This window comes from Chryseomicrobium sp. FSL W7-1435, from assembly GCF_038595005.1.
Classification (GTDB): domain Bacteria; phylum Bacillota; class Bacilli; order Bacillales_A; family Planococcaceae; genus Chryseomicrobium.
This window is the reverse complement of the sequence record NZ_CP151997.1, coordinates 81666-106448: the sequence shown is the minus strand read 5'-3', so window position 1 is coordinate 106448 and position 24783 is coordinate 81666. Positions and strand designations below refer to the sequence as shown.

24 protein-coding genes and 1 riboswitch are annotated in these 24783 nt (G+C 42.2%); of the genes, 18 read left to right on the top strand and 6 right to left on the bottom strand.

Annotated features, from left to right (window positions below; translation table 11 throughout):
* Positions 1–38: 38 nt before the first annotated feature.
* The 3 genes from MKY84_RS00600 (at position 39) to MKY84_RS00590 (ending at position 2585) form a co-directional block, all read left to right on the top strand.
* Positions 39–1346, top strand: a complete 1308-nt coding sequence (locus tag MKY84_RS00600; RefSeq protein WP_342527032.1) for a M48 family metallopeptidase — start codon at positions 39–41, stop codon at positions 1344–1346.
* A 271-nt stretch (positions 1347–1617) separates the two neighbouring features.
* Positions 1618–2202 carry a YdcF family protein gene (locus MKY84_RS00595; protein ID WP_342527030.1) on the top strand — a complete coding sequence of 195 codons (585 nt, stop codon included), beginning with the start codon at positions 1618–1620 and terminating at the stop codon, positions 2200–2202.
* A gap of 101 nt (positions 2203–2303) precedes the next feature.
* The gene (locus MKY84_RS00590; protein ID WP_342527029.1) at positions 2304–2585 is read left to right on the top strand and encodes a DUF1292 domain-containing protein; all 282 of its coding nucleotides are present in this window, start codon (positions 2304–2306) and stop codon (positions 2583–2585) included.
* 42 nt (positions 2586–2627) lie between these two features.
* On the opposite strand, the gene MKY84_RS00585 is transcribed toward MKY84_RS00590, so the two are convergent.
* Positions 2628–3479, bottom strand: coding sequence for an STAS domain-containing protein (locus MKY84_RS00585; protein WP_342527026.1), 852 nt, complete (start codon positions 3477–3479; stop codon positions 2628–2630).
* A gap of 172 nt (positions 3480–3651) precedes the next feature.
* On the opposite strand from MKY84_RS00585, the gene MKY84_RS00580 reads away from it, so the two are divergent.
* Both MKY84_RS00580 and MKY84_RS00575 read left to right on the top strand, forming a co-directional pair.
* Positions 3652–7422, top strand: coding sequence for an AAA domain-containing protein (locus tag MKY84_RS00580; protein WP_342527024.1), 3771 nt, complete (start codon positions 3652–3654; stop codon positions 7420–7422).
* Entirely contained in the window at positions 7403–8140 is a 738-nt protein-coding gene (locus tag MKY84_RS00575) for a hypothetical protein (RefSeq protein WP_342527022.1), read from the top strand. The genes MKY84_RS00580 and MKY84_RS00575 overlap by 20 nt, the downstream gene beginning before the upstream one ends.
* Before the next feature lie 102 nt (positions 8141–8242).
* On the opposite strand, the gene pgeF is transcribed toward MKY84_RS00575, so the two are convergent.
* Positions 8243–8956, bottom strand: a complete 714-nt coding sequence (gene pgeF / locus MKY84_RS00570) for a peptidoglycan editing factor PgeF (protein ID WP_342527020.1) — start codon at positions 8954–8956, stop codon at positions 8243–8245.
* 56 nt (positions 8957–9012) lie between these two features.
* On the bottom strand, positions 9013–10227 hold the full coding sequence (locus MKY84_RS00565) for an EAL-associated domain-containing protein (protein ID WP_342527019.1): 1215 nt from the start codon (positions 10225–10227) through the stop codon (positions 9013–9015).
* Between the two features lie 128 nt (positions 10228–10355).
* Between MKY84_RS00565 and MKY84_RS00560 the strand changes: the two genes are divergently transcribed.
* The 12 genes from MKY84_RS00560 to MKY84_RS00505 all read left to right on the top strand — a co-directional run bounded on the left by MKY84_RS00560 (position 10356) and on the right by MKY84_RS00505 (position 22094).
* Positions 10356–11090, top strand: a complete 735-nt coding sequence (locus MKY84_RS00560; protein ID WP_342527018.1) for an MBL fold metallo-hydrolase — start codon at positions 10356–10358, stop codon at positions 11088–11090.
* A gap of 14 nt (positions 11091–11104) precedes the next feature.
* Entirely contained in the window at positions 11105–11989 is an 885-nt protein-coding gene (locus MKY84_RS00555; RefSeq protein WP_342527017.1) for an NAD-dependent epimerase/dehydratase family protein, read from the top strand.
* A 92-nt stretch (positions 11990–12081) separates the two neighbouring features.
* Positions 12082–12720 (top strand): hemolysin III family protein, encoded by a 639-nt coding sequence (locus tag MKY84_RS00550; RefSeq protein WP_342527013.1) that lies wholly within the window; start codon positions 12082–12084, stop codon positions 12718–12720.
* A gap of 61 nt (positions 12721–12781) precedes the next feature.
* Positions 12782–13300, top strand: coding sequence for a DUF3231 family protein (locus MKY84_RS00545; protein ID WP_342527010.1), 519 nt, complete (start codon positions 12782–12784; stop codon positions 13298–13300).
* 246 nt (positions 13301–13546) lie between these two features.
* On the top strand, positions 13547–15076 hold the full coding sequence (gene crtI / locus MKY84_RS00540; RefSeq protein ID WP_342527009.1) for a phytoene desaturase family protein: 1530 nt from the start codon (positions 13547–13549) through the stop codon (positions 15074–15076).
* Entirely contained in the window at positions 15073–16557 is a 1485-nt protein-coding gene (gene crtI, locus MKY84_RS00535; RefSeq protein WP_342527007.1) for a phytoene desaturase family protein, read from the top strand. The genes crtI (MKY84_RS00540) and crtI (MKY84_RS00535) overlap by 4 nt, the downstream gene beginning before the upstream one ends.
* Positions 16526–17359, top strand: coding sequence for a phytoene/squalene synthase family protein (locus MKY84_RS00530; protein WP_342527004.1), 834 nt, complete (start codon positions 16526–16528; stop codon positions 17357–17359). Before crtI (MKY84_RS00535) ends, MKY84_RS00530 begins: the two co-directional genes overlap by 32 nt.
* A 47-nt stretch (positions 17360–17406) precedes the next feature.
* Positions 17407–18177, top strand: coding sequence for a carotenoid biosynthesis protein (locus MKY84_RS00525; RefSeq protein ID WP_342527002.1), 771 nt, complete (start codon positions 17407–17409; stop codon positions 18175–18177).
* Complete coding sequence (locus MKY84_RS00520; protein ID WP_342527000.1) at positions 18158–18814, top strand: lysophospholipid acyltransferase family protein; 657 nt, start codon at positions 18158–18160, stop codon at positions 18812–18814. Before MKY84_RS00525 ends, MKY84_RS00520 begins: the two co-directional genes overlap by 20 nt.
* A gap of 12 nt (positions 18815–18826) precedes the next feature.
* Positions 18827–19936, top strand: a complete 1110-nt coding sequence (locus tag MKY84_RS00515) for a glycosyltransferase (RefSeq protein WP_342526997.1) — start codon at positions 18827–18829, stop codon at positions 19934–19936.
* Positions 19933–21408 (top strand): phytoene desaturase family protein, encoded by a 1476-nt coding sequence (gene crtI / locus MKY84_RS00510; protein ID WP_342526996.1) that lies wholly within the window; start codon positions 19933–19935, stop codon positions 21406–21408. The genes MKY84_RS00515 and crtI (MKY84_RS00510) overlap by 4 nt, the downstream gene beginning before the upstream one ends.
* Before the next feature lie 20 nt (positions 21409–21428).
* Positions 21429–22094: a GNAT family N-acetyltransferase gene (locus MKY84_RS00505; protein ID WP_342526994.1), complete on the top strand. Its 666-nt coding sequence runs from the start codon at positions 21429–21431 to the stop codon at positions 22092–22094.
* Positions 22095–22131: 37 nt separating this feature from the next.
* Here the strand turns inward: MKY84_RS00505 and hmpA are convergent, their stop codons facing one another.
* Positions 22132–23319 carry an NO-inducible flavohemoprotein gene (hmpA, locus tag MKY84_RS00500; RefSeq protein ID WP_342526992.1) on the bottom strand — a complete coding sequence of 396 codons (1188 nt, stop codon included), beginning with the start codon at positions 23317–23319 and terminating at the stop codon, positions 22132–22134.
* Between the two features lie 149 nt (positions 23320–23468).
* Between hmpA and MKY84_RS00495 the strand changes: the two genes are divergently transcribed.
* Complete coding sequence (locus MKY84_RS00495) at positions 23469–23906, top strand: Rrf2 family transcriptional regulator (protein ID WP_342526990.1); 438 nt, start codon at positions 23469–23471, stop codon at positions 23904–23906.
* Between the two features lie 31 nt (positions 23907–23937).
* Here MKY84_RS00495 and MKY84_RS00490 read toward each other — a convergent pair whose 3' ends face one another.
* Both MKY84_RS00490 and MKY84_RS00485 read right to left on the bottom strand, forming a co-directional pair.
* The gene (locus tag MKY84_RS00490; protein ID WP_342526988.1) at positions 23938–24255 is read right to left on the bottom strand and encodes a multidrug efflux SMR transporter; all 318 of its coding nucleotides are present in this window, start codon (positions 24253–24255) and stop codon (positions 23938–23940) included.
* Positions 24255–24578 (bottom strand): multidrug efflux SMR transporter, encoded by a 324-nt coding sequence (locus tag MKY84_RS00485; RefSeq protein WP_342526986.1) that lies wholly within the window; start codon positions 24576–24578, stop codon positions 24255–24257. Before MKY84_RS00485 ends, MKY84_RS00490 begins: the two co-directional genes overlap by 1 nt.
* A 53-nt stretch (positions 24579–24631) precedes the next feature.
* Positions 24632–24729: riboswitch (guanidine-I (ykkC/yxkD leader) on the bottom strand.
* Positions 24730–24783: the final 54 nt, after the last annotated feature.

Below are 24783 nucleotides of genomic sequence, written 5' to 3'. Positions count from 1 at the left end.
CCATGCTATTCTAAAAAAGTAAAAAAGGAGGAAAAAACATGCAGTCCAGTCAAATTCAATCAAGTCGTGAAACTGTTTATTTTGTCATTAGCATTATTTTTAGTGTGCTCATTTACATCGCGGTAATAGTATCTCTAATCGGTATACCTATCGCTCTCATTATTTTTGCTATTTTAATCTACATACAGCTAATGATGCTAGGATCTATTCGAGGAAATGGTGTCCGGATTCATCAGAACCAATTTCCCGACGTATATGCTCGTACGCAGCAACTGGCTAGAGACATGGGGTTGTCAAAAACACCTGACATTTTTGTCGTTCAATCTGAGGGGGCACTGAATGCATTTGCCACAAGATTTTTAGGGCGTGATATGGTAGTGCTTTACTCAGAGGTATTTGAACTTGCCCGAGAGCAAGGTCAAGATGAGTTGGACTTCATTATTGCTCATGAATTAGCTCATGTGAAACGTCGGCATGTATGGAAGAACCTATTAATATTACCGGCTGGGTTTATCCCATTCCTTGCACAGGCGTATAGTCGGTCTTGTGAGTATACATGTGATCGTCATGCGGCCTATATGATCCAAAATCCCACAGCTGCCAAACGCGCATTAACTCTTTTAGGTATGGGAAAAGGGATGTATAAGGAAGTAAACGAAGATGCATACGTGCAACAAATTGAAACAGAGTCAAATGCGTTTGTATGGCTTGCGGAAGTGCTCTCTACTCATCCGCGTATTCCAAAGCGTATTCAAGCCATTTCCCAGTTTGCCCAAACAGGCGAACGTCCTTATTTTCCGAACACAGGTAAAATTGTTGGGGGAATGGCAATCTTTACAGCGATAATTGGCGTTATTTACGTAGGTTCCATTGCGCTACTAGCAAGTGGAGCAATTTTGTTCGGAGGTCTATTCTCTTCTGCCTTTTCCCCTGATTTCTCAGAAGGCTTTAATGTGGATGAAACTTACGGAACAATGGGGGTTGAGGGAGAAACCTCACTTATGACGGCTGCTTACTATGGTGATATAGAGGGATTGTCCCAAGCACTAAATGAGGGAGAAGATTTGTCAGCAACAGATGCTGATGGATCCAATGCACTGATGTACGCCATATATGGTGGCTCTCCAGAGGCCGTTTCATATTTATTAGAACAAGGCGCAGACCCGAATTTCATGGATGATTACTCATCAGCTCTTGTTACGGCAGTTAGTTCTCAGAACTTGGAAATTACAGAGTTATTACTGATGAACGGGGCAGACCCTGAACTTCCAGGGCCAGATGGTATGACAATATATGATGTCCATGGAAATGAAACGTTGGAAGAAGTCCTAGCAGAACTATACTAAAGTGAAGTCGTCCAATTGGGCGGCTTTTCTAATTCGGCTCACCAGATTAGTGTATGAAAGAGATGGTGATAGATGACAAAATATTTGGCAATGTTTTCGAAGAGACGGTGCATTCCCAAATGAAAGTGCTATTTCAAAAAAACTGAACGAATATTTCGAGTATTGTTTCAAGATATAGACACATCATATGGGTCGGATGTCCCTATACAACCATTCAAAACCTTCTATACTAATAAGTAAAAGTAGTTAGAATTGGGGATTTGAGAAACGGATGCACGTAATTTATAAGCTAGCAGTACTTAGTTTACTTTTATACATAGTGGCTTCAATGCATAGTATTTGGACGTTTACAGCTGAATCAGAGTATAAAAAAGCGGACGCCGCGCTTGTTCTTGGAACACGATTAGATGGCGAAGACCCATCTTATGCACTTCGTGAACGGATTGACCATGCAGTTTGGTTATACGAGCAAGAACTTGTAGAGCGAATTGTCTTTACAGGTGGACTTACGCCAGGCGGTTTGATTAGTGAAGCAGAGGCGTCAAAAGCTTATGCATTAACTCTGGGTATCCCAGAAGAGGCTATATTACTAGAAGGCAGTTCACTCGTGACCCGTGAAAATATGCTGTTCACAAAGGAACTGGCTGATGAATTGAATCTCCAAAATTTTTTGCTTGTGAGTGATCCTTTTCATATGAAGCGCGCGCTTATGATGGCAGATGTTTTCGGCCTGGATGTGGAAGCAGCACCAACTCCTTCTAGTGTCTATAAAACGTGGGCAGAGCAATTTCCCTTTGTATTGCGTGAAACGCTAGCTTACGTTGGCAATCAAGTAACTTTTAACAGATCGTTTTAAGTCGTTTGAAGCATCGACTTCAGGGAAAAGTAGAGTATATTCTTAGGTAGGGGAAGTATGCTATGCTGAGAGAGTAAGGCAGATTACGAGGAGGAAACGAAATGAGTACTGTACAAGTAGGCGATGTTTTTTCAATGGATGACGAGAATGGACAAGAAGTAGAAATTGAAGTTCTCGGCCTCGTCAATGTCGATGAGACAGACTATGCAGCTGTTGCATTTTCTGAAGATGTTCAAGATGAATCTAAAGAAGATATTGATGTCTTTTTCTTACGTATAGAGGGAGAAGAAGAATTATATGAAATCGAAGAGGATGCAGAGTTTGAGCGTGTTTCTCAAGCATTCCAACAACTTCAAGAGCAAGCAGCAGAAGATTTAAACTAATGAAATAAAACACTCCAGTAAATTTTACACTGGAGTGTTTTTTTATGAGTTCTTTTGAAGGCTAAAACCAATTTTGGAAAGGGCTCGCTCTAAATTTGCTTCAATCATGACATTTTTCAATTCAATCCCTAACTGGTTAGTTTTCAAAACAGTTTCAGGACGTAATCCCGTTAAGACAGGTTTCACTCCTAATAAGTTTAAGAGGTTGGTTATTTTCATGAGTGAATCTGCAGCGGAATGATCCATGTCCGTAATGCCAGATAAATCAACGAACAGATAATCAAGATTCAATTCTTGGCTTCTTATGAGTGCGACTTCCACTAATTGCTCAACACGTCTACGTGTTATATTGCCGATAACTGGCAAAATTGCGATTCCTTGTGTTAACGGAACGATAGGGACTGATAAATTTTGGATTTGTCGCTGTGCATCATCCAATTCTAATACATAAGACAATAAATCACTCATAGTTTCAAAGAGATTCAAATGCTCATCACTTAATACAAAAGGGTTTGTATCTAAACCGCAAATCGTACCATAATTATCGCCGTTTCCAGTAAAAATTGGTATGCCAACGAAACTACCTGATTTTAAATTATGAGTGACTTGCAGATTCTTCGTGCTTTCATGAGTGGTGATGTCGGGGATGTAGAGCACATGGTGACCATGAGCCACACTTACTTTACAAAACGTCTGTTCAAATGGGAGAACGGTACCTACTTCAAGTAAAGTCTCTTCTTGATTCATGACTTTATAGATTTCATTAGAGACCTTATCGTTTTTTGCTATAAACAGCGTGTTAATTTGAAGAAGTTTTGCCATCATGTTCAAAATAGTATCTGCAGCTTCATCAAAATTTTGAAACTGAGCACGTCCTAGCCCTACTTTAGCCATCAATCTCATCCTCTCCTAGTCGCAAAGTCGATAATGAAAAGTATACCATTCCCTTTCTTGAACACCAAAGAATTTCCCGGGAAATGAGGTGCAAAAAGAAAGGACTTCTGACGGTTTCATCTCAAAACCATTCATTGTACTATTAAAGGAACAGATACAAATGAGGGATATGATGACAACATTACGCACATTTACTTGTCCAGTACGTCTAACAAAGTCTGTCCAAGATGCATTTAAACGATTTGGATGGGGAGAGGCTGGTTTTTTGACTGAACAACCAACCTTTACTGTTCAGATTGAAAAAAATAAGGAACCGGAGCAGACCGCAACTAAGATTCTGCTTTATTTTACGGATTTTTCAAATCCTCAACAGGATCGTAAGGTGCCTGTTTTGACGCTGCTGCTGGAAGACAATGTGATGACCGCGGTTCATTTTATGATGGTTCCTAAAAAAACCAGCCAGCCAACCAATTGGCGACGTTCCGTGAATCTTTCCTTTTCGCCAGATCCAAGAGTTAGAAATCCTATCGCGGCTCCATTTCGAGAATGGTTACATGAACTGCCACTTGCAAATGAGCGAACGGATTATGTGAAAAAACGTATCGTGGGATGGGAAGGTTATTTGGCCATTCAAGAGCAACAGATGGATGTTGCCGATATTCGACTCTCGTTCACAGATATTTCGATTCAAAAGGATTTTCGAAAGCTTACTCTCTATCAAGTAGAGTTAAAGACTGATCAATGGAAACAACTTAAGGACATGGATGTTAAGCTAGTGAGCATCGGTCGAGAGATTGGGAAGGTTGCTAAGGCAAATCCACGTCAAAAAACCATTGAAGTAGATGTCGTCTCCTATATGGAAGATGTGATTCGAAAAACACCAATGGACCGATTTGGCAACGAGGCCGTACTGACAAATTTTGCTTCACTCAGTCAAATTCGACGACTTCGCTCTGGCTTTCATCAGCTAGAAAAAGGACATGCTGAAAATCCTCTTCTGGAACAAATCCTATTTGAAGAATCTCCACCTGTAGCACCGCTTCGACCTATTCCTAAGTTGACATACTCACATCCTCTTAATGAGTTCCAACGACGCGCTGTAGAAGGTGCTTTTGCGGCAGAAGACCTGTATGTTATTCAAGGGCCACCTGGAACTGGTAAAACTACAGTCATCTCAGAGATTTGCCTACAAAATGCGAAGGCGGGTTTACGAACACTGGTTGCCTCCCAGTCAAATTTAGCGGTTGATAACGCTCTTAGTCGTTTACTTGCAAACAAGGATATTCGAATCTTGCGAGTAGGTCGTACGGAAAGTATAGAAGAAGAAGGTAAACGATTTATTGAAGAAAATATAGGGGATTACTGGCGAGAAGTGACGCTCTCCACGGTTACTTCGAGTGTTCAAGACCGTGAACGCAGGTTGCAGAAACTGTCAGAAGAACTTCATAGTATCCGACCACAATTTCAAGAGGCGGAACTAGCTGTTACTGAATGGCAAGAGAAGGTTCAGGAGAAGAAACGTGCAGTTGAACAGCAACAACTGCTACTAAAAGAACTTGAGGAAATACGTGGGAAAATTGAGCAAGTTGCATTTGATCATGGCCGTTTCAAACAAGATGTTCAAGAGAAACAACAGCTCGTCCATCAATTGGAACACCAAGTAGTTGAACTACAGCAAAAGCAAGAAGTGTTTCCGACTGAAGAAGACTTACTTCAACAGTTGGCTGAGAAACGTCTATTCCTTGAACAACTTGAACACTTGACCGAGTTAAAGAAACTATACGATTCTCGTCTTAAAGTACAGCGACAACTTAGTGAAGTCATGGAACAAAAGGATCTTATGTCAGGCTCTCTTCAAGCTAGTGCGACCAAGACAGCAGCTATCCGTGACCTGCAATCTGTAGCAGCCATTCACAATCTTTTACAAGAGGAACCTTACTTTGCTACTTCTCGAATATTGTTTAAGGTGAAAGGAATCGAAGGGATTCGAGCCCTGATTAAAACCTATCACCCTGCTAAAGAAATGACAGTACTTTATGAAAAAGCTTTGCAATTCTTTATAGAAAAGCTCGACGAGAAACGACGCCCCATTCGTCCAGTAGCAGAACCAGTGTATCGAAAAGAAGAGCTTATCAGCTATTTAGAGCAAGGTCGCCAGTGGATCAAAATCCGTCAGTTGCCTTCTTCAAAAGAGTTGGGGGACTACGTGCAGGGACTTTATAGCCGCATGCGCTATTTGGCAGCGATTACTGGTTATTACGAGGAGCTAGTAGGGCGTGGTGAAAGTGAACTGACCTTGATTCGAGAGGAATTGTTGGCGGTTGATCGTACACAAAACGAACAGCTTAGAAAAGAATCGGCAGCACTTGAAGAACGGGCGGTCTCCTTACAACTCACCTTTACTCAATTGGACCAAGAGTGGGAGCATGCTAACGGAGATGACAAGCTAGAACAGCTGGAAAAACTTGATGAAACCACTGCATTCACAGCAGAGCGAGAAGTCGGTAGGCTGCAGAAATTGCAAATGGAAATGCAACAATTTGTAGAGAATTTTGCAATTGCTGAAAAGCATTTTAAAGAGGCTAAAGAACAACTTCAGTTAGCGGATATAGCCCTTCAAACGTTTTTGAAAGAGTCAGCGCACTACACAGAGCAAGTGAAACGAATAGAGCAAGAGGCATCTCTACTGAATCCTTTAGTAGATGAACAGCCCGAACAACACTACGAAGCTGCTCAAAAACGATGGTTGTCTCTGCAGTTCGAACTTGGAAAACTGGAGAAAGAAAATGAAGAAGCCCCGCTTCATCAAAAACTACAATCACAATGGCAGAACCTTTTAGAGAATGCCACAGCTGAAGACGTAGACGAAATACGAAAGTTAAATGTCAAATATGCGAATGTGATTGGCACCACTTGTGTTGCGTCTGCTCGCAAAGACTTTGTAGAGAATTATCCTTCGTTCGATGTAGTTATTATTGATGAAGTTTCTAAAGCAACGCCACCAGAACTCTTACTGCCGATGTTAAAAGGGAAAAAAGTGATTTTAGTGGGAGACCATCATCAGCTACCACCATTGTTAGGTGATGACACGCTGGAAGAAGTGCTTGAAAAAATGGTAGTCACTCAATCTGAGTTTACAGGTAAACAAGAAATTGAGAAGTTACTAAAAGAATCTTTGTTTGAACGTTTATACCGAAACTTACCTACAACACATAAAACCATGCTTGCGATTCAATACCGGATGCATGAGGATATTATGCAAACTATTGCGCCGTTTTATCAAGATGAACAAGATGCACTTGAGTGTGGTTTAGTTGACTCCGATGCGATGCGTGCACACGGATTAGAACTTTCTTGGCTGAGCGCGAAAAATCATGTGCTATGGATAGATCTGCCACATGGCGCGGCTTCCTTTGAACAGCGAGTAAAAGGTGGGAGAAGTCTTTGGAATCCAACCGAGCTGGCTATCACTAAGCAAACTCTTATTGACATGAATGATGCTGTTGCCAGAGCGAAAGACAAGGGTGTGTTTCCGAAAGATTATCAGAAATCTGTTGGCGTGATTAGTTTTTATGGGGAACAAGTTAAGCAACTTAATCGATTGATTCAGCAAGAACTGCGGTTACCTCATCTCCAAATGCGCACGGGGACAGTTGACCGTTTCCAAGGTATGGAGATGGAAGTGATTTTACTCAATATGGTACGAAATCATGAAGAGACTAGGGGAGATATCGGGTTTGCTAATGATTATCGTCGACTGAATGTCGCTTTATCGCGTGCAAAAGAACTCCTCGTCTTAATTGGCAGTCAGACAATGTTTACCGAACGCGTCAAACGAGCGAGTACCCAGCAGATGTATACACATGTTGCACAAACAGTTGACCGTCTAGGTGGTAAACGGATGATGGAGGAGGTAGTAGGCAGTGTCGGAGTTTCAAACTAAACTTAGAAATCAGCTTTTGAGAAATACTGGAGTCAAAGTCCTAGAAGAAACCGTCTGGGACCTCCCCATCTATACCTATGAAGTGTCCTACGCTCCAGTCAGACGTTTCCGGTTGGACATCCTCATGCGCATGATTCTCCATGTAATAGAAGAGGTGCCCATCCGACGAGCGTTAGCTATTGCTGAACTTCTTTATGTGGAAGAACTATTTGTAGAAGATATGCTTCAAAAAATGCTGGCCAATGGGTTGCTGCTACAGGAAAAAGAAGTGTATAAACTTACGCCACAGGGCAAGCGTCAACTGCAGGCTGGTGTTTTTGAAGAAGAACAGCCAGAGGCCTTTGAGCAGATATACTATAGCGAATTTCATGAGAATTTTATGCCTACAGAATGGGAAGCTGACTTAAAAGAACAGCCAGTTCAAACATTTCGCCATTTGATTCAACATGATTCTATTGAAGCGACAGAAGAACTCCTCCTTGAAGGCGTGCGTCTATCGTTAGCGGAACGCAAAGAACATATAGGCGATTTTGTAGAGACTGTTGATCAGCTAGTAGATTTTGATGATGGCGAGAGGCAGTGGGTGACATGTTATGAATATCGCTTACTGGATACCCAAGAAAACACGACCTATGTACGTGTTTGGAATCCTTTGCTAAATGGATGGGACCCTGATTTAGAAGCTATCATAGAAGATAAAGAAGCGCTGGATTGGTAATAAAAAAATAAATCGGTATCTTCTCTTGAGCAAGTACTAGAGAAGATACCGATTTTTTAGTTGATGCCGTTATTCCCTGTTTTAAGATGCCTACAGCACATTTTAGTGGCGATAAATAAAACCGAGGTGCCTACCGCTTTGTCGGTCTTGTCTATAAGAAAATCCATGTTCACTAGTGAACGTGCAAGTTGAAGAGTACGTGATATTGTCGCCAGGTATTCCGGCACGCAAACATTGTTCTTTTACTGTAAGGATATTATCAATGTGAAATTTCCCTGTCTTATCTTCGTAGCGAATAAATGGATCCGCATAGCCGAGTTGCTTATAGCGATCTGCTACATCTGCATCCACCTCAAAGCGCTGCTCGCTAAGTGCGGGGCCAATATAAACGTGCAGTGATTGTGGGTCCTCATTTTTCTCGTTTTGTAAGAAGTGTAAAAGCTTCGGAACGATTTCTTTCACCGTTCCTTGCCAACCGGAGTGGACAGCTGCGACAAGCATCGATTTAGAACTCCAAAGCAGCAAGGGAACGCAATCTGCCGTAAAAGTGCCTAAAACAATTGATTGTTCATAGGTAAACAAAGCATCGGTATCACGAATTGCGGTCTCGGCAGAAAGAGTGCCCTTGCCTAGATCCTTGTTGGTCACTTCGTAAAAATGATCACTATGGGTTTGGTTCGCCAGAACAAATCGCTGGAGAGGAACACCCAGTTCTCTCGCCAGATGCTCTCGATTAGCTAAAACAGCCTCTTCACTTTGGCAGCTATGAAGTGCCATATTATTAGACTCGGAACGATTTGAGTCTCTCCATGTCATTCCGGCGGTCACATTTTCGGTACTATTCAGTAGTGAGTGCAAATCATCAACCCCTTCTAATTCATAAAGAGAAAATCGTTCTCGGTTATGAAATCGTAACTAAAATCGATAAATAAAAAGTACTGTGATGTCAGTGGATAACTAAACGTGCGCACAAATTCTCGTGTTTCGATATCTGCATATAAATCAGATAATCGACCATGATGCGTGCGTTGCATGCGCATCATATTTTCTAAGAAGTAGGGGCGGAATGCCCAATTGGACCCTCTCACGTGTTGTTCAAAACGCCAGAGATGCTGATTTTTTCGTAAATTACCAGAGACTTGTCGGCCACTTTCATCACAGATGTACAACCGGAACGTGCGGTCATCAAATAGCTGTCGAGCCTCATCAAGCAGTTCGTCGGCGTGTGATTCATCTTGCCACTTACTCAATTTCTTTAATTGGTTATGACAGCTTTCTGTAAAACGAATGCGTTTTGCGATTAATTCCTTCTCTCTCTCAACAAATGTTTGAATTTGAGTAGGGAGCATCACGTCAAGTTGCACAGCCTCCCCTAAAAGGCAGCTTGGTTTGCCTAGGTAAAATCCTTGGTAATAATGGCCATTGTTTTTCCAAGCAAAATAAAGCTGGTTGGCATCTTCTATATTTTCGTAAGCCAAAACTGCACCAATGCGTCTAGCTAGCACGGAAAGGGTATGTAAGATATCCTGGAAATTCTCTAAATTTGAAGATCGAGTTAAAGACGCGTCAATCTTTAAAATGTCAGGTCGCAAAGCTCGAATTCTATCAATGTTTGAGCTGGCTCCCCCGATGTGATCGATTGCTAATTGAACGCCATAAGTCTTGTAATAGCGAAGCAGGTGGTTCAAACTTTCAAACTCTTCTTCAATATCATGTTCCGTCACTTCGAGAACAAAGCGGTCTAGGGTAAAGCCTTTTTGTTGTTGCTTTAACAGGAAAGTTAATAACGCTTCATCATCCCCGTAAATCAATTGACGTGCCGAACGATTGACAGATAGAAATCCGGGTTGGTTGGTTTCTAGCAAATAATCAACAGCTTGATCTAATAGGTGTTCATCTAGTTCATTTTTAAATTCTGTAGGAATGTCCGGATCTAAAAAGAAAGTGCCGAGGGATTTCCACTCTTCACCCTCTTGAAACCGTCCTAAAACCTCGTACCCTGCTACTTTATGTGTAATGGCGCTGACGATTGGTTGAAGAGCCGGTCGGACGCGGTCAAACTGGTCCATGATTTGCAGTGCATCCATTCAAGTTCCTCCTTTCCTCTCTCATTAATTTTATGATTATACCATTAGTAAAGACAAGGAAGAATGCAAAGAATTCCGAAAATGGGTAGAATAAAGCAAGAACAGATAATCGGAGAGGGTGAGACGCAATGAATGTAGTCACGTTAGGAATGTGGGGTGGCTATCCCAACAAAGGAGAAGCTACTTCTTCGTTTATTGTCGAACATGAGGGACATCGTTTACTTATAGATTGTGGGAGTGCCGTGTTGTCTACATATTTGACAATGGGGGAACTCCACGAATTGGATGCAGTCCTAGTCAGTCATTACCATCCGGATCATATAGCCGATATAGGAGTTTTACAACATGCTGCCATGATTCAAAAGCAATTGGGAGAACTGCACAGTCCATTACCAATTTATGCGCATGCACAGGACGTAATAGAATTTGAAAAATTGGCTTACAAAGGCGTAACGACAGGCGTGGAGATTGAGGCACATGCTACGTTTGCAATTGGGCCGTTTAAAGTTTCCACATGTCCAACGGTCCATCCCGTCTATTGTTTAGCGTTTCGTATTGAGGTGGAGGACAAATCAGTTGTATTTACGGCAGATACGGAATGGACAGATGCACTCGTCGATTTTGCACGAGACGCTGACCTGTTGGTTAGTGAGTCAAACGTCTACCCGCAGTATGCAGGGAAAATTCAGGGGCATTTGACGGGACAAGAGGCAGGTAAACTTGCTTCTCTAGCAGGGGTGAAACGCCTTGTGTTGACCCATCTTCCACAATACGGGGAACGGAGTGTCTTGGTGAAAGAAGCTAAAAAAGAATTTACGGGGCCAGTAGAACTGGCTTACACGAAACAACAAATTAATTTATAGAAAAGGGGATAACCATGAAATCTGCATTACTTTTAGGCGGGACTCAATTTGTTGGAAAGCGATTGGTTGAATTACTTTTAAATCAAGGGGTCACTGTGACCATTGCAACGAGAGGAAGAGCGGCTGATGATTTTGGAGACCGTGTCTTGAGACTAAAGCTTGACCGCACAGATGAGAAGTCGGTTAAAGAAGCATTGCATGATAAGAGCTACGATGTGGTCTTTGATCATACATGTTATTCGCCGGTGGAGGTACGTGAAGTACTGGAAGCACTTGATGAACGAATCGGAAAGTATGTCTTTATTTCAACGGTAGCTGTTTATGATGAAGGAGAACAGCTCGTTGAACAAGACTTCGATCCGCGCCATTTTGATATTCATTACAAGCCTCGTCAAGAATATGTAGGTATGATAGGATATCAAGAAGCAAAACGTGCATCAGAAGCAGTGTTGTATCAGCAAGCACCGTGTCCAGTTGTAACGGTCCGTTTTCCTTTTGTAGTGGGACTCGATGACTATACAGAGCGATTTGCGTTTCATGTAAGAGCCGTTAAACAAGGCAACCCAATTGGTACAACTAATCGCAATGCTAAGTTTGGTTTCATTGATTCTGCAGATGCAGCAGCATTCTTGCTTAAAGTCGCTCAATCGGATTTTGAAGGTCCGATCAATGCAGGATCTGAGGGAAGTATCTCCATTGATGAACTGTTGGATAGAATTGCTAAGCGCTTAGAAAAGTCTTATTCGTATGCTGAAGACGAGATGACGAACAGAAGTCCGTATGATTTAGGAATCTCTTTGGCACAAACCACAGCTCTTGCACATACTAGTGGTTACCACTTCAAACAATTCGATGCGTTAGTGGATGAACAGATCGCACTCCACCGAAGCGAGAAGTAGAAATGATGCGGGTGTCCACCAAAAGTAATGACAGAGGTCACTATCTTCTGGTGTGTCTTCTTGTGTAAAGTGGGGATAAGGAGATGACTCGAATGGATACAACACATACATTTACAAAAAAAGAAGAATTGGTGAATGCGCTCATTCACGGAATTGGCATTTTACTAAGCATCTCAGCGCTTGTTATTTTAGTTGTGGCTGGAGCAAAATCGGGCAATGCCTGGCACGTTGTTAGCTTTGCTATTTTCGGCACATCCATGTTGATTTTATATACGGCCTCTACACTAGTTCATGCGTTTCCTCAAGGAAATGCAAAAGATTGGTTTGAATGGTTAGATCATTCCTCGATTTACTGGTTTATAGCAGGAACCTACACACCGTTTCTATTCATTGCAGTGCAAGGTGTCTTATCGTGGGTATTATTTGGGGTCGTATGGGGTTTGGCCATAGCGGGCACCCTGTTTAAATTGTATTTTGTGAAACGCTTTGTCAAATTATCAACGTTTTTATATGTAGTAATGGGTTGGATGATTGTCTTTGCATGGAATCCGCTAACTTCTGCCATGACGCAAGAGGGTCTAATGCTTTTAATAGCTGGAGGCGTTCTTTACACGGTAGGTGCCATTTTTTATGTGTGGCGTGGTTTCATGTATCATCATGCCGTTTGGCACCTGTTTGTGTTAGCAGCTAGCGTTTGTCACTTTTTTTCAGTTTATAGTTTACTTTCATAGGTATAAGACCTCCATTAATGGTTCAAGCTAGTTATGTTGACTACTAAAGGAGGTTACGATTTTGGGGATTTTATCAGGAAATCCATCGAAAGAACCTATGCATAGCGGTGAAGTGACGGGGGTATGGGCGTATCTCATGTCAACAAATGGCTTGATGCGACTGTATGAAACGTTTAGCAATCATGTAGGTGACGACGACTTGAAACAGGAGCTAACGAGTTTGTTGCATACAATGAAACAAGAAACTCAAGAACTGGCAAAGGTATTGAAAGAAAATGGCATTGGCTTACCACCAACTACACCCGAACGTCCAGTGGCGAATGCACAAGACATTCCGACAGGTGCAAGGTTGCTTGATCCAGAAATCGCAAATATCGTATCGATGAACTTAGGGCAAGGATTGGTTTCGTGCAGTATGGTGATGGGGCAATGTATTCGAGAAGACATTGGGATGATGTTTGGACAATTTCATGCCGCAAAAGCCATGGCAGGCATGAAGATGCTGCGATTACTTAAAGAAAAAGCATGGCTTGTTGTCCCACCACTGCACGTAGCACCACACGTCCAATCTAAATCTTAATGAGTAACCAAGTCACCCAAACGGGTGATTTTTTTTGTGCAGAAATTTAAATCTTTTAAGTATAGACGAATGACGCACAACAGGTCACACTAAACTTAAGGTGTAGAAGCTAATTGTCACGGTTTCCTTTACAAAAACATTGTTCGAAGGTTGTACAAAAATAAACATTTCAGCGAATTGATAGCCAAAATTCGAAAACGATTGTATAATCATTGTACAAGTATTGTATAAAGAGGAGGGGCCATCATGAAAAAGAGAATAGCAGTCATTGGAGCAGGGCCAGGTGGTCTTGCAGCGGCTATGCTACTCGCATCAAAAGGTTTTGAGATTGATGTGTATGAAAAAAATGAAGTAGTGGGTGGGCGCAATGCCGCCATCGAAATGGACGGTTTCCGCTTTGACATGGGACCCACATTTTTAAGTATGATCCATATTGTCGACGAACTTTTTCAAGCAGCGGGTCGCAATATGCACGATTACATGGACTTAGTGGAGCTTCCAGAAATGTACCAATTAACATTTGATGGCAAACGAACATTGGACATGACGCGCGATCGAGAAGAGATGAAGCGTCGAATTGAAGAAGTGTACCCTGGAGACAGTGGTGGCTATGATCAATTCCTTTATGAAAGTAGTAAAAAGTTAGAGGCTTTAACCCCTATTCTGCAATCACGAATGGATAAATTAATTCATTACATGCGACCTTCTGTTGTCAAAGCTTTGCCTCAATTAGAAATTGGTAAAACGCTCTATGATGTCTTAAGTCGCTACTTCAATCATGAAGAATTGAAGCTTGCCTTCACGTTCCAATCTAAATACTTAGGTATGTCTCCTTGGGAATGTCCAGGCGCATTTTCAATCCTTTCTTATATGGAACATGCTTATGGGATTTATCACCCGATTGGTGGAGTCAACCAACTATCTACTTCTATGGCAAAAGTAGTTGAAGAGTTCGGTGGACGCATTCACTTAGGGCAAGGAGTAAAGAAATTCAAACTCGACGGGCGTAAAGTGACAGGGCTTTTATTGGAATCTGGAGAAGAAGTAGAAGTGGACGAAGTAGTTGTGAACGGCGACTTTGGGCACGTCATGACAAACCTTGTGGATGAAGGTATACTAAAAAAGTATTCAACTGAGAATTTGGAAAAGAAAAAATATTCCTGCTCAACTTTTATGCTCTATCTGGGCATTGATAAAGTATATGACTTACCTCATCACAATATCTTATTTGCAAAAGATTATAAGACAAATGTAGAAGAAATCACCCATACAAAGAAATTATCTGCAGACCCTTCTATTTATATTCAAAATGCTAGTGTAACGGATCCAACACTTGCACCAGTTGGACAGTCCGCTTTATACATCTTAGCCCCAGTTCCTAATAACGACAGCAAAATTGGGTGGCAAGAAGAGCAACAGGCATTCCGTGATTTGGTGATCCGGACTATTGAAGAGAAATCAGAATTCAAAGATCTATCTCAACATATAGTATCTGAGAAAATTTTAACTCCTGTTCAATGGGAGCAAGATATTTCCGTCTACAAAGGCGCAACATTTAATTTGGGGCATCAATTGTCTCAAATGATGGTCTTCCGTCCTCATAACAAATTTGAAGAGCTTGAAAGTTGTTGGCTAGTAGGTGGGGGAACTCACCCAGGCAGTGGCTTACCGACAATTTTAGAATCCGCTCGTATTGTAACCAATGGAATCCTCGCTGAAGAAGGTAAAGAGCGTATTCCGGTTGGTATGCTGCCAGCATGGGAGGGGACAGCATGACGATAGCACTTATTGGTGGAGGCGTTGGCGGTTTAATGACTGCCTTGTATTTGACGCAAGCAGGGCATGAAGTGACGATTTATGAAAAAAGTAAAAAGCTGGGCGGACGATTAGCATTCGTTCAAAACGGCGACTATTGCATTGATGAAGGCCCAACAATTGTGTTATTACCCGATATGTTTTTAGATTTGCTGAAAAAAGCAGGTGTAGATACATCAGGTCTTCGTTTATTACGTTGTGATCCTCTCTATTCTATGCAATTTGAGGATGGAGAAGTTTATACAAAATATGCAGACGCTATCAAACAACAACAAGAAATTGAGCGGTTGTTTCCACAAGATGTGGATGGCTTTAATCAATTTTTAACGGAAGGAAAACAGCGATTCGATATTGGGATGTCTGCTTTTCTCACTAAATCATTTTCCGTAAAAAAAGATTTTTGGACGTTTACATCTGTACGTAAACTGCTTGCTCTTAAACCGTATCAAACGGTCAGCGGGTTAATGAAGGGTTATTTCAAAGACACTCGACTACAACAAGCTTACGCATTGCAATCCCTTTATATTGGTGGGAATCCCTATCAGGTGCCAGCTATGTATTCATTGGTCTCTTTCTCTGAACATGAACATGGTGTTTATTATGTGCAAGGCGGTTATGCCTCTTTAATACCGCTGCTAGAAAAAACATTACGTTCGCGTGGTGTTACCATTTATTTTGAGAGTGAAGTTGAATCAATATTATCTGCTGAAGGTCGTGCAACCGGTGTTCGAACACAAGCGGGTGAAACACTGCATGAAGCCGTCATTTTCAACGGAGAAATGCCATTTTTGAAGGACCTTTTACCGGCCGTGTCGAAACGTACGTATATACCTTCATCTAGTTGCTATTTAATGTACTTAGGTGTCGAAGGGAAATACGATCAACGACCAATGCACTCCTATCTAATGGGTCCTGATTTTAAAGGACATATGGATGCGGTATTTCGTTCAAAACAAGTACCAAGTGAACCTTCTATCTACATTTTTAATCCAAGTGTCATAGACGAATCACTGGCCCCTAAAGGGAAAAGTGTTCTTTATATTCTAGTCCCGGTACCATCGGGTACTGATATACAATGGGACGATGTAATAGACTGGCGCGAGCGTCTACTAGATCGTTTAGAAGCAAACGGATACCCAGATTTACGTGAACGAACTGAATGGATGGAGATCCGTACACCTGAAACGGCCAAAAGTGAAGGGTATTTCCAAGGTGGTAATTTTGGGATTGCGCCGATGCTAGGTCAGTCAGGCGTGTTTCGACCACAAGCCAAACCAACGAAATTTAATAATTTATATGCGGTAGGTGCATCCACACATCCTGGCGGTGGAATTCCAATAGTCATGCAAGGCGCTTATTTGACTGCCGAAGCAGTACTAAATGATTTGAGTGTAAAAGGGGGACAACTGAATGAACGTCAAGCAAGCCTACCAAGAGTGTGAACGCGTCATTGCTGAAAATTCCCGGACATTTTACAAAGCCTTTTCATTATTACCAAAAGCGGATCGTTTAGCAGTTTGGGCAGTTTATGCCTTCTGCAGACGGGTAGACGACTTAGTCGATGAAGGACTGAACCCTGTCACGAGCTTACGTGAATTCGAGCAGGAGTTTCAAAATTTTTTAGATGGTCGTTACGACGAAGCTGATCCAATGTGGCTGGCACTTGCAGACGTCTTTAAGCGTTATGACATGGATCCAGAACCGTTTAAGGAACAGTTAAAAGGCCAAGAGATGGATTTAACAAATAATCGTTACAAAACGATGGATGATCTACTGGTGTATTGCTATCACGTAGCAAGCACGGTTGGATTGATGTTGTTGCCAATTCTGGCACCTACTCGCCAGCAGGAATTGAAAGAAGATGCGATAACACTTGGACTGGCTATGCAACTTACCAACATTCTTCGCGACGTAGGGGAAGATCTTAACCGCGGCCGAATTTATATGCCGACAGATCGACTAGCTCATTTTGAAGTGTCCGAATGGTGTATGCGCAAAGGGGTTATCAGTGAGGGATTTATTCGTTCTTGGGAAGAATTAGCTGTTCAAGCGGAGGCCTATTACGATCAAGCTAATCGCTCGATTCATTTCTATCCAAAGCGTTCTCAAATTCCATTGAAGAGTGCTTCTCATTTTTATCGCCATATCCTTTCCACTATTCGTGAGAAAGACTATCGTGTCTTTGACACAAAACATTTTGTCTCGGATGAACGCAAAGCAGAAATATTAGCAGTACTTCAATAAGCACCCGATAAGGGTGTTTTTTACTACCGATTAAAGGAGCTGTCTACATGGAAAAGTGGAAAGATCGAGCGCACCAGTTATTTCTCTTCTGGTTTGCAGTAGGAGTGGTGCTGGTTGGCTTTGATCTCCTGCCACCTTGGTTAGAGTGGGCTAACACAGTATTTTTAGTGTTAGCAGGAGTCATGGGTATTTTTTATTTCTTTGCCTTATTTTCACCTAAAAAGGCTGTAACTATAACACTGGTTATTTATCTATTCTCATCATTTATGGAATATCTGGGCTCTGCTTATGGCATATTATTTGGAGAGTATGATTATACAGATCGATTTGGTGCCAAAATTTTTGATATCCCCTTTACGATTGGCTTTGCGTGGTTACTCGTCATGTCCACAACACATGCAATCGCTATGCGTATCACACAACGACCGGGAATCGCTACAGTTGTCTTGGGGAGTTTGGCAGCTGTCGTAATGGATTTAATTATTGACCCTGTTGCCTTCAAAGCCAATGAATATTGGATTTGGGTGGAAGGTGGACTTTATTACGATATTCCATGGACTAATTTCATGGGCTGGTTTGTGGTGGCTAGTATTCTTCACGCAGTCATCTGGTTATTCCAAAGTGACGGTAGCCAACAATCTTCCTTTAACAAATGGGAAAAACGCATTTACTTCCTTTATGGAATGATGATTTTCATGTTCATGGTCACGGCTGCTAACGCAGGCTTATGGTTAGCGATAGGTCTCACTTTTGTATTAACGATACTATTCTATCTCGCTGCAGAGTGGAGGAGCCGACATGATTCAAGCAAAACGTAATCGAGCATTTGAATGGATGATGCGTCGCGTGACGTTAGCTCAGACACGTCGGCAGTTTCATGCGGTGTATTGGAAGGGCGAAAATCCGTATCCTCAACCTGCCATTTATATAGCCAATCATTCCTCCTGGTGGGACGGCTTGCTTTATTTTCATTTGCGTCATACGGTCATTGATCGTAGCACGCATATTATGATGCATGAAAAGGGATTGAAGAAATTTTGGTACTTCCGTTTTGTGGGAGCTTTTTCAATCAATAAGAGCTCAACACGAGATATTGTAGAGTCATTAACTTACACAAGAAAACTTTTAGAGACTGGGACTAGTGTGTGGATCTTCCCTCAAGGAGAAGAATATTCTCAAGAGAAGAGACCGCTCGCATTAGAATCAGGAATAGGTCATCTGGCGCGCCAATTGCAGACCGTTCCTATCATTCCGATTACTACATACTATTGGCACGGTCATCATCAAAAGTCAGAAGTGGCGATACGTGGAGGAGAACCGATCTTTTATTCTTCTTTAAACGGAACATCTCGCAAAGAAAAGATGCACGCTTTGGAAGAGCAGTTAGAAAAGCAACTTGAACTACTCAAAAAAGATGTTGTCCACGAGAACTTAACTAGCTATCAAGTACTGTGAGGAGGAATGAAGATGGTATGGGAATTGTGGTTTATTGCTATACTTAGTATCTTTGTGGCAATCACGTTTCTCCATAGTCTCCTATTGCCAAGCTTAAAACGGGGAATGAGAGTGGTAGGGGAGCCACTAGTTTCAATTTTGGTTCCTATGCGTAACGAACAAATGAATGTAAAGGGAATGGTCAGTTCCTTAAAGAAACAGACATACCCAAATTTTGAAGTCCTTATTTTAGACGATGAATCGACGGACGGTACACGGGATGCTTTGAATTTAGCCACTTATGGAGACAATCGATTTCGTATAGTGACGGGCTCTGAGAAACCTGAGGGATGGATTGGAAAAGTCTATGCGTGTCATCAACTTGGACAACAAGCAAAGGGTGAGTATTTACTCTATATTGATGCCGATGTGAGAATTGAACCAGCCGCTGTAGAGACAGCATTAGCCTTTATGCAACGCCATAAACTTTTCTTATTATCTGGATTTTCGCGCTTCCTCTTGCCTACATGGCTGAATCAGCTCCTAGTTCCTATGCAGCATTTCATTGTCCTGTTTCATCTGCCGATTGCTTTAGCCAACTGGACCAAATGGCCAGCTGCAACTGCTGCGCATGGGGGCTTCATGTTTTTTGAAAGAACCGCGTATGAAGCGATAGGTGGGCATGAATCGGTGCACAGTGAAATCGTAGAGGATGTCGCTATCTCGAAACGAATGAAAGCAAATGGATACAAAATGTGGCTGGCGAACATCACTGAATTTTGTAGTTGTACGATGTACGAGACAAATGAAGGTGTTTGGAAGGGCTTCTCAAAGAACATATACAATGGATTAGGTCGGTCTGTGGGTATGGCGACACTAGTTATTATTTTTTATGTAACGATGTACGTGTTTCCAGCGATACTTCTAGTACTTGCTCTCTTTTTAGATCAACCATTATGGCTAGTTCCTTATGCTCTGATTACGCTACAGGCATTGATAGTTTACCGTACAACACGTGAACCCCTGTTCTTGGCATTTCTACTTCCTGCGTCCGCTTTAGCACTCGTATTACTGTTAGGGAACGCTATGAGACAATCGTTGCAAGGACAGCAAGTTGAATGGAAAGGTAGGTTTTATGGATGAAGCGTGTTGCCATTATTGGGGCTGGCCTTGGAGGGCTATCGGCTGCTATTACACTTGCAAATGCGGGATATGAAGTAGACGTGTTTGAAAAGAACGCTCATATCGGCGGCAAACTGATGCCTGTGCAGCTTCAGACTTACGGGTTTGACTTTGGACCCAATACCATCACGATGCCTCATGTGTTTAAACAGGTAATCGAGCAAACTGGTCGCCGTGCAGAAGAGTACTTAACTTTTATTCCACTCAAGCACCACACGACCAACTACTTTTCGGACGGAACTTCACTTGTCTTCAGTCGCAACAAAGAATATATGGTAGAACAGCTTGAAAAAGTAGACTCACTTGGAGCTAAAAACTACTACTCCCTGTTAAAAGAGCTGACTCGTTTGTATGAATTATCGGAAACTCACTTTTTCCCAAAGACGTTTCGTTCTTGGACAGATTATTTGTCGCCTAGTCTTGGCTATGCTCTAACTCAAGTAAGACCTTTAGAATCGATGGATCATTTTTTTAAACGTTATTTCACAGCTCCTACTGTGTTACAAGCATTCGGAAGATACGCGACTTACATTGGTTCGTCTCCCTATCAAGCACCTGCCACTTTTAGTATGATTGCTTATTTGGAACTGATACAAGGAGTGTATACTGTGAAAGGTGGAACGGTCTGTATTGCCAGAGCCTTTCATAAAGTGGCAAAGGAATTAGGTGTGCGGTTTCATCTCAACACAGAAGTAGATAACGTGACAATTCAAAACAAACGCATCACGCAACTTCATTCTAAAGGAATTTGGCTTTGGACAGGGGATGAGGTGGTCATGAATGCGGATTTATTAAAAGCTTACTCAGAACTGGTAGAGGAAAAAGACCGTCCGTCGTTTACAAATAAACAGATTGAAAAAATAGAACCATCCATTTCAGCATTCGTTATTTTAGCAGGTTTGAAGGTACGATTGAAAAACATGAATCATCACTCTGTCTATTTCTCGCAAGATTATCAAGCTGAATTTGATGCACTCTTTACTAAACAAGAGTTAGCTAAGGATCCCACAATTTATATTTGTAATTCTAGTGTGACCGATCGTGAGCGTTCTCCCGATGGAGATAATCTCTTCATCCTTGTTAATGCCCCGCCTTTACCTAAAAACGGGAAAGAGTCTTATAATGTCAATGAGTACAAAGAGCATATTTATGACCTTCTCGAAAAGAAAGGGTTAGCGATTAGGGACCATTTAGTGGTAGAGCGTGTCATCCCACCATCCGAAATTGCCCAACGATTTGGAGCGTTTCGAGGTGCACTCTATGGGCTTTCAAGTAACCGGAAGCAGGATGCATTTTTACGTCCACGAAATAAAAGTCGTGACCTCAATAACTTATACTTCGTGGGAGGCAGTACACATCCTGGTGGAGGCTCGCCGATGGTCACGATGTCTGGAATGAATGTAGCAAACGTCATCTTAAAGAAAAAGTCATAAAAAAGAATGGAGAGGGCCACATGTATAGTAAAAAACAATATGTTTTTGATCGTAAGAAACCTCGTCAAGCATGGGTACGTACCTATCACTCATCGGACTTTGATGAATTGATTCAAATTCAACGAGAAAGCTTTCCACCTCCTTTCCCTGATGAACTCTTATGGACGCGAGAACAGCTTGAAAGCCATATCCGACTTTACCCTGAGGGTGCTTTGTGTGTGGAAGTGGAAGGGAAACTTGCAGGCTCTATCACTAGTTTACGGATAAACTATACACCAGAAGATCCTGATCATACATGGGAAGAGGTAACAGGAGGAGGCGACATTTCTCCACATCAACCGAATGGGAATACGCTTTATGTCGTAGATGTCTGCATCCGTCCAGAGTTTCGAAATTTGGATCTCGGCAAGCTGCTACTGCAAGGGTTGTATGAGCGTGTCATTGTCGATGGTCTCGACCGGTTGCTTGGAGGTGGCCGGATGTCAGGATATTACCGAGTGGCAGGAGAGTTGTCACCAGAAGAGTACATTCATCGAGTGCTTGAAGGAGAAATAAAAGATCCGGTCATTACCTTCATGATGCGTAGTGGACGAACCCCTGTCCGTATTGTAAAAGAGTATTTAGAAGACGAGGAATCACATAACATGGCGATGCTCATGGAGTGGAAAAACCCATTTAAAACCTAAAGCAAACCCGCGCATTTATTGTGCGGGTTTGTGTTGTTTAAGAAGTTGCAAATGCTTTGACTGGTATAGCTGGACCGAAAAATTCATAATGAATTTGCTCTTCAGAGAAGCCAAGTGCCACGAGGTTCGCAATCATACTTTCCATAAAACCAACTGGACCACATATATAGACGTCAGCTGCTTTTGGAACGGTAGCAAGGATATCCCGAGTGATGAACCCATTATCAGTATCGGAGAAAAAAGCACGGTAAGTCAATTCTTCATGTGTTGCAGAAAGTTGTTGTAGTTCGTTTACAAATGCCGCTTCTTTTTCGCTACGCGCTGCGTGTAAGAACAATGTTTCGCGGACAGCTGCACTTTGTAACAAACGTTCTGTCATACTCAGTAATGGTGTAATTCCTACACCACCTGCAAGCATCACAACAGGTCCGCTACTAGCTTCATTTAGGACGAATTCACCTGCTGGAGGAGTTACTTCAACAGTGCCACCTACTTCTAGTTGTTCGTGTAGGTAAACTGATACTTTCCCGTTTGGATCTAAGTCACTTTCACGCTTTACAGAGATACGGAAGGATTCCTCATCTGCCGCTTTCGATAAGCTGTATTGGCGAATCATCGTATAGGTTTCTCCCGGAATATGAACACGAACAGAGATGTATTGTCCAGGTTGATAAGCGGGCACTTTAGAGCCGTCAGTGGGCTGTAAATAAAACGATGTAATGGCGTCACTTTCCTGTACTTTGTCGACGACTTTGAACTCTTTAAATAACTTCCATCCATTTTGTTGTTCTTCAGCCTTTTTATACATGCCCGCTTCGACTGAAATAAAGACGTCAGCAATGAAACCGTAAGCTTCAGCCCAAGCATTAATGATTTCAGGTGTCGCAGCATCGCCTAAGACAGTTTTAATAGCTTTCAATAAATACTCTCCAACAATCGGGTACTGCTCTGGTACGATTCCGAGACTAACGTGTTTATGGGCAATTTGCACGACGGAAGGCAAGATGGCCTCTAAGTTATCGATATGAACAGCAGCGGCGTATACCGTATTCGCAAGTGCCGTTTGTTGGCGTCCTTTTGCTTGGTTCGCGTGATTGAATACATTCAATAATTCGGGATGCGCATCGAACAGAGAGCGGTAAAACTCAGTTGTGATGGTTGTTCCGTGCTGAGCGAGTACAGGTGCAGTTGCTTTAATAATGGATTTTGTTTCAAGTGATAACATGTGTAAAACAGCTCCTTATCTCTTAGTGGTTTCAGCATACGCCTTTTTAAAGTTAAAACAAATATTTAAAATACCACTTTAAAAAATTGGACACATTTGTTGTCACAAGTTGTTCACCTGTGCGATAGTGAAAGAAAGAGGTGAGAAGTATGCGAATGACGATGTATACGGATTTTTCTTTACGCTTATTGATCTATTTGGCAATTCGACCGACCGGAGAAAAAGCGACGGTTCTTGAAATCGCCGAATCGTATGGCATATCGAAAAATCATTTAATGAAAGTCTCCCAGCATTTAGCGAAACTAGGATACATAGAGAGTACACGTGGTAGAGGTGGGGGAGTTCGACTGCTTCATGATCCTCAAACCATCAATGTCGGAAAAGTTGTGCGGCTGATGGAAGATGATTTTCATATCGTTGAGTGTTTTGATAAAGAGCGCAATAGTTGTCCAATTACACCTGTCTGTTCACTAAAACATGCGTTAGCAAGAGCGCTCCAAGCATATTTGGCAGTGTTGGATGAATATACGTTACAAGACCTGGCCGGAAATCCATTAGAACTCCTACAGTTTTTACAACATAATTAGGCGGACACCTGAGAGAGGTGACCGCCTTTTGTTATGGACTAACGAGCTTTAATCCGATGACACTTGCAATTATCAATCCTAAAAAGAACAGTCGCATTGGTGCGACAGACTCTTTGTAAAAAATCATTCCCAAAATAGCGCCTCCTGCTGCGCCAATACCTGTCCAAATGGCATACGCTAGACCCATCGACAACGTCTCCATTGCCATTGATAAGAATAAGAAGCTTCCCCCAAAACTGATGATTAAAAGCACTGCGGAAGTGAGGTTTTTCTTTTCATGTAAACGAGCCATCATGGCGACGCCTGTCATCTCGAGTAACCCGGCAATAATCAAAGCAATCCACGCCATTATGTCTCAGCTCCTTGTGTAGTCTGTTTCAATCCGATAATTCCAAGCAACAACAATCCGACTAACGCAATTTGCATGAACCCAAGTGGTTGGCCAAATAGTGCTGCATCCATTAGAACAGTCCCGACAGTGCCAAGTCCTACGAATACAGCGTAAGCCGTACCAACTGGTAAATAGCGTCCAGATCGTATCAATAAACTGAAGCTAATCACGATAGCAACGACTGTCAGAGCCCATTCGCCAAAACTCTCTGCATGTTTCAATCCAATCACCCAGCCGACTTCAAATACAGCGGCGATGATCAACAATCCCCATTCTTTCATCTTCAAACGTCTCCTCTCAAAAGTAAAAGCCTGAAAGACACTGCATCCGCAGTATCTCCCAGGCTTTTGTCCCTCCGTGTACATGGCCGAGCCATGCGTTTTCTCTCGGACCAGTCAAAGCAGCGCTTCCGGAACCCTAGAAAACTTTCGTGTCTTTCAGTTGCCCATAGTATACTAAACATAGGACGAAAAGAAAAGAGAGAAG

Coding starts and splice junctions, on each gene's coding strand:
- MKY84_RS00490 (WP_342526988.1), bottom strand. CDS start 24,255: ATGGCGTGGATTGCTTTGATTATTGCCGGGTTACTCGAGATGACAGGC.
- MKY84_RS00560 (WP_342527018.1), top strand. CDS start 10,356: ATGAATGTAGTCACGTTAGGAATGTGGGGTGGCTATCCCAACAAAGGA.
- MKY84_RS00530 (WP_342527004.1), top strand. CDS start 16,526: ATGAACGTCAAGCAAGCCTACCAAGAGTGTGAACGCGTCATTGCTGAA.
- MKY84_RS00520 (WP_342527000.1), top strand. CDS start 18,158: ATGATTCAAGCAAAACGTAATCGAGCATTTGAATGGATGATGCGTCGC.
- MKY84_RS00595 (WP_342527030.1), top strand. CDS start 1,618: ATGCACGTAATTTATAAGCTAGCAGTACTTAGTTTACTTTTATACATA.
- pgeF (WP_342527020.1), bottom strand. CDS start 8,956: ATGACATGGAGAGACTCAAATCGTTCCGAGTCTAATAATATGGCACTT.
- MKY84_RS00555 (WP_342527017.1), top strand. CDS start 11,105: ATGAAATCTGCATTACTTTTAGGCGGGACTCAATTTGTTGGAAAGCGA.
- MKY84_RS00590 (WP_342527029.1), top strand. CDS start 2,304: ATGAGTACTGTACAAGTAGGCGATGTTTTTTCAATGGATGACGAGAAT.
- MKY84_RS00525 (WP_342527002.1), top strand. CDS start 17,407: ATGGAAAAGTGGAAAGATCGAGCGCACCAGTTATTTCTCTTCTGGTTT.
- crtI (WP_342527007.1), top strand. CDS start 15,073: ATGACGATAGCACTTATTGGTGGAGGCGTTGGCGGTTTAATGACTGCC.
- MKY84_RS00485 (WP_342526986.1), bottom strand. CDS start 24,578: ATGAAAGAATGGGGATTGTTGATCATCGCCGCTGTATTTGAAGTCGGC.
- MKY84_RS00505 (WP_342526994.1), top strand. CDS start 21,429: ATGTATAGTAAAAAACAATATGTTTTTGATCGTAAGAAACCTCGTCAA.
- MKY84_RS00580 (WP_342527024.1), top strand. CDS start 3,652: ATGACAACATTACGCACATTTACTTGTCCAGTACGTCTAACAAAGTCT.
- MKY84_RS00565 (WP_342527019.1), bottom strand. CDS start 10,227: ATGGATGCACTGCAAATCATGGACCAGTTTGACCGCGTCCGACCGGCT.
- MKY84_RS00600 (WP_342527032.1), top strand. CDS start 39: ATGCAGTCCAGTCAAATTCAATCAAGTCGTGAAACTGTTTATTTTGTC.
- crtI (WP_342526996.1), top strand. CDS start 19,933: ATGAAGCGTGTTGCCATTATTGGGGCTGGCCTTGGAGGGCTATCGGCT.
- MKY84_RS00495 (WP_342526990.1), top strand. CDS start 23,469: ATGCGAATGACGATGTATACGGATTTTTCTTTACGCTTATTGATCTAT.
- MKY84_RS00585 (WP_342527026.1), bottom strand. CDS start 3,479: ATGGCTAAAGTAGGGCTAGGACGTGCTCAGTTTCAAAATTTTGATGAA.
- MKY84_RS00515 (WP_342526997.1), top strand. CDS start 18,827: ATGGTATGGGAATTGTGGTTTATTGCTATACTTAGTATCTTTGTGGCA.
- hmpA (WP_342526992.1), bottom strand. CDS start 23,319: ATGTTATCACTTGAAACAAAATCCATTATTAAAGCAACTGCACCTGTA.
- crtI (WP_342527009.1), top strand. CDS start 13,547: ATGAAAAAGAGAATAGCAGTCATTGGAGCAGGGCCAGGTGGTCTTGCA.
- MKY84_RS00550 (WP_342527013.1), top strand. CDS start 12,082: ATGGATACAACACATACATTTACAAAAAAAGAAGAATTGGTGAATGCG.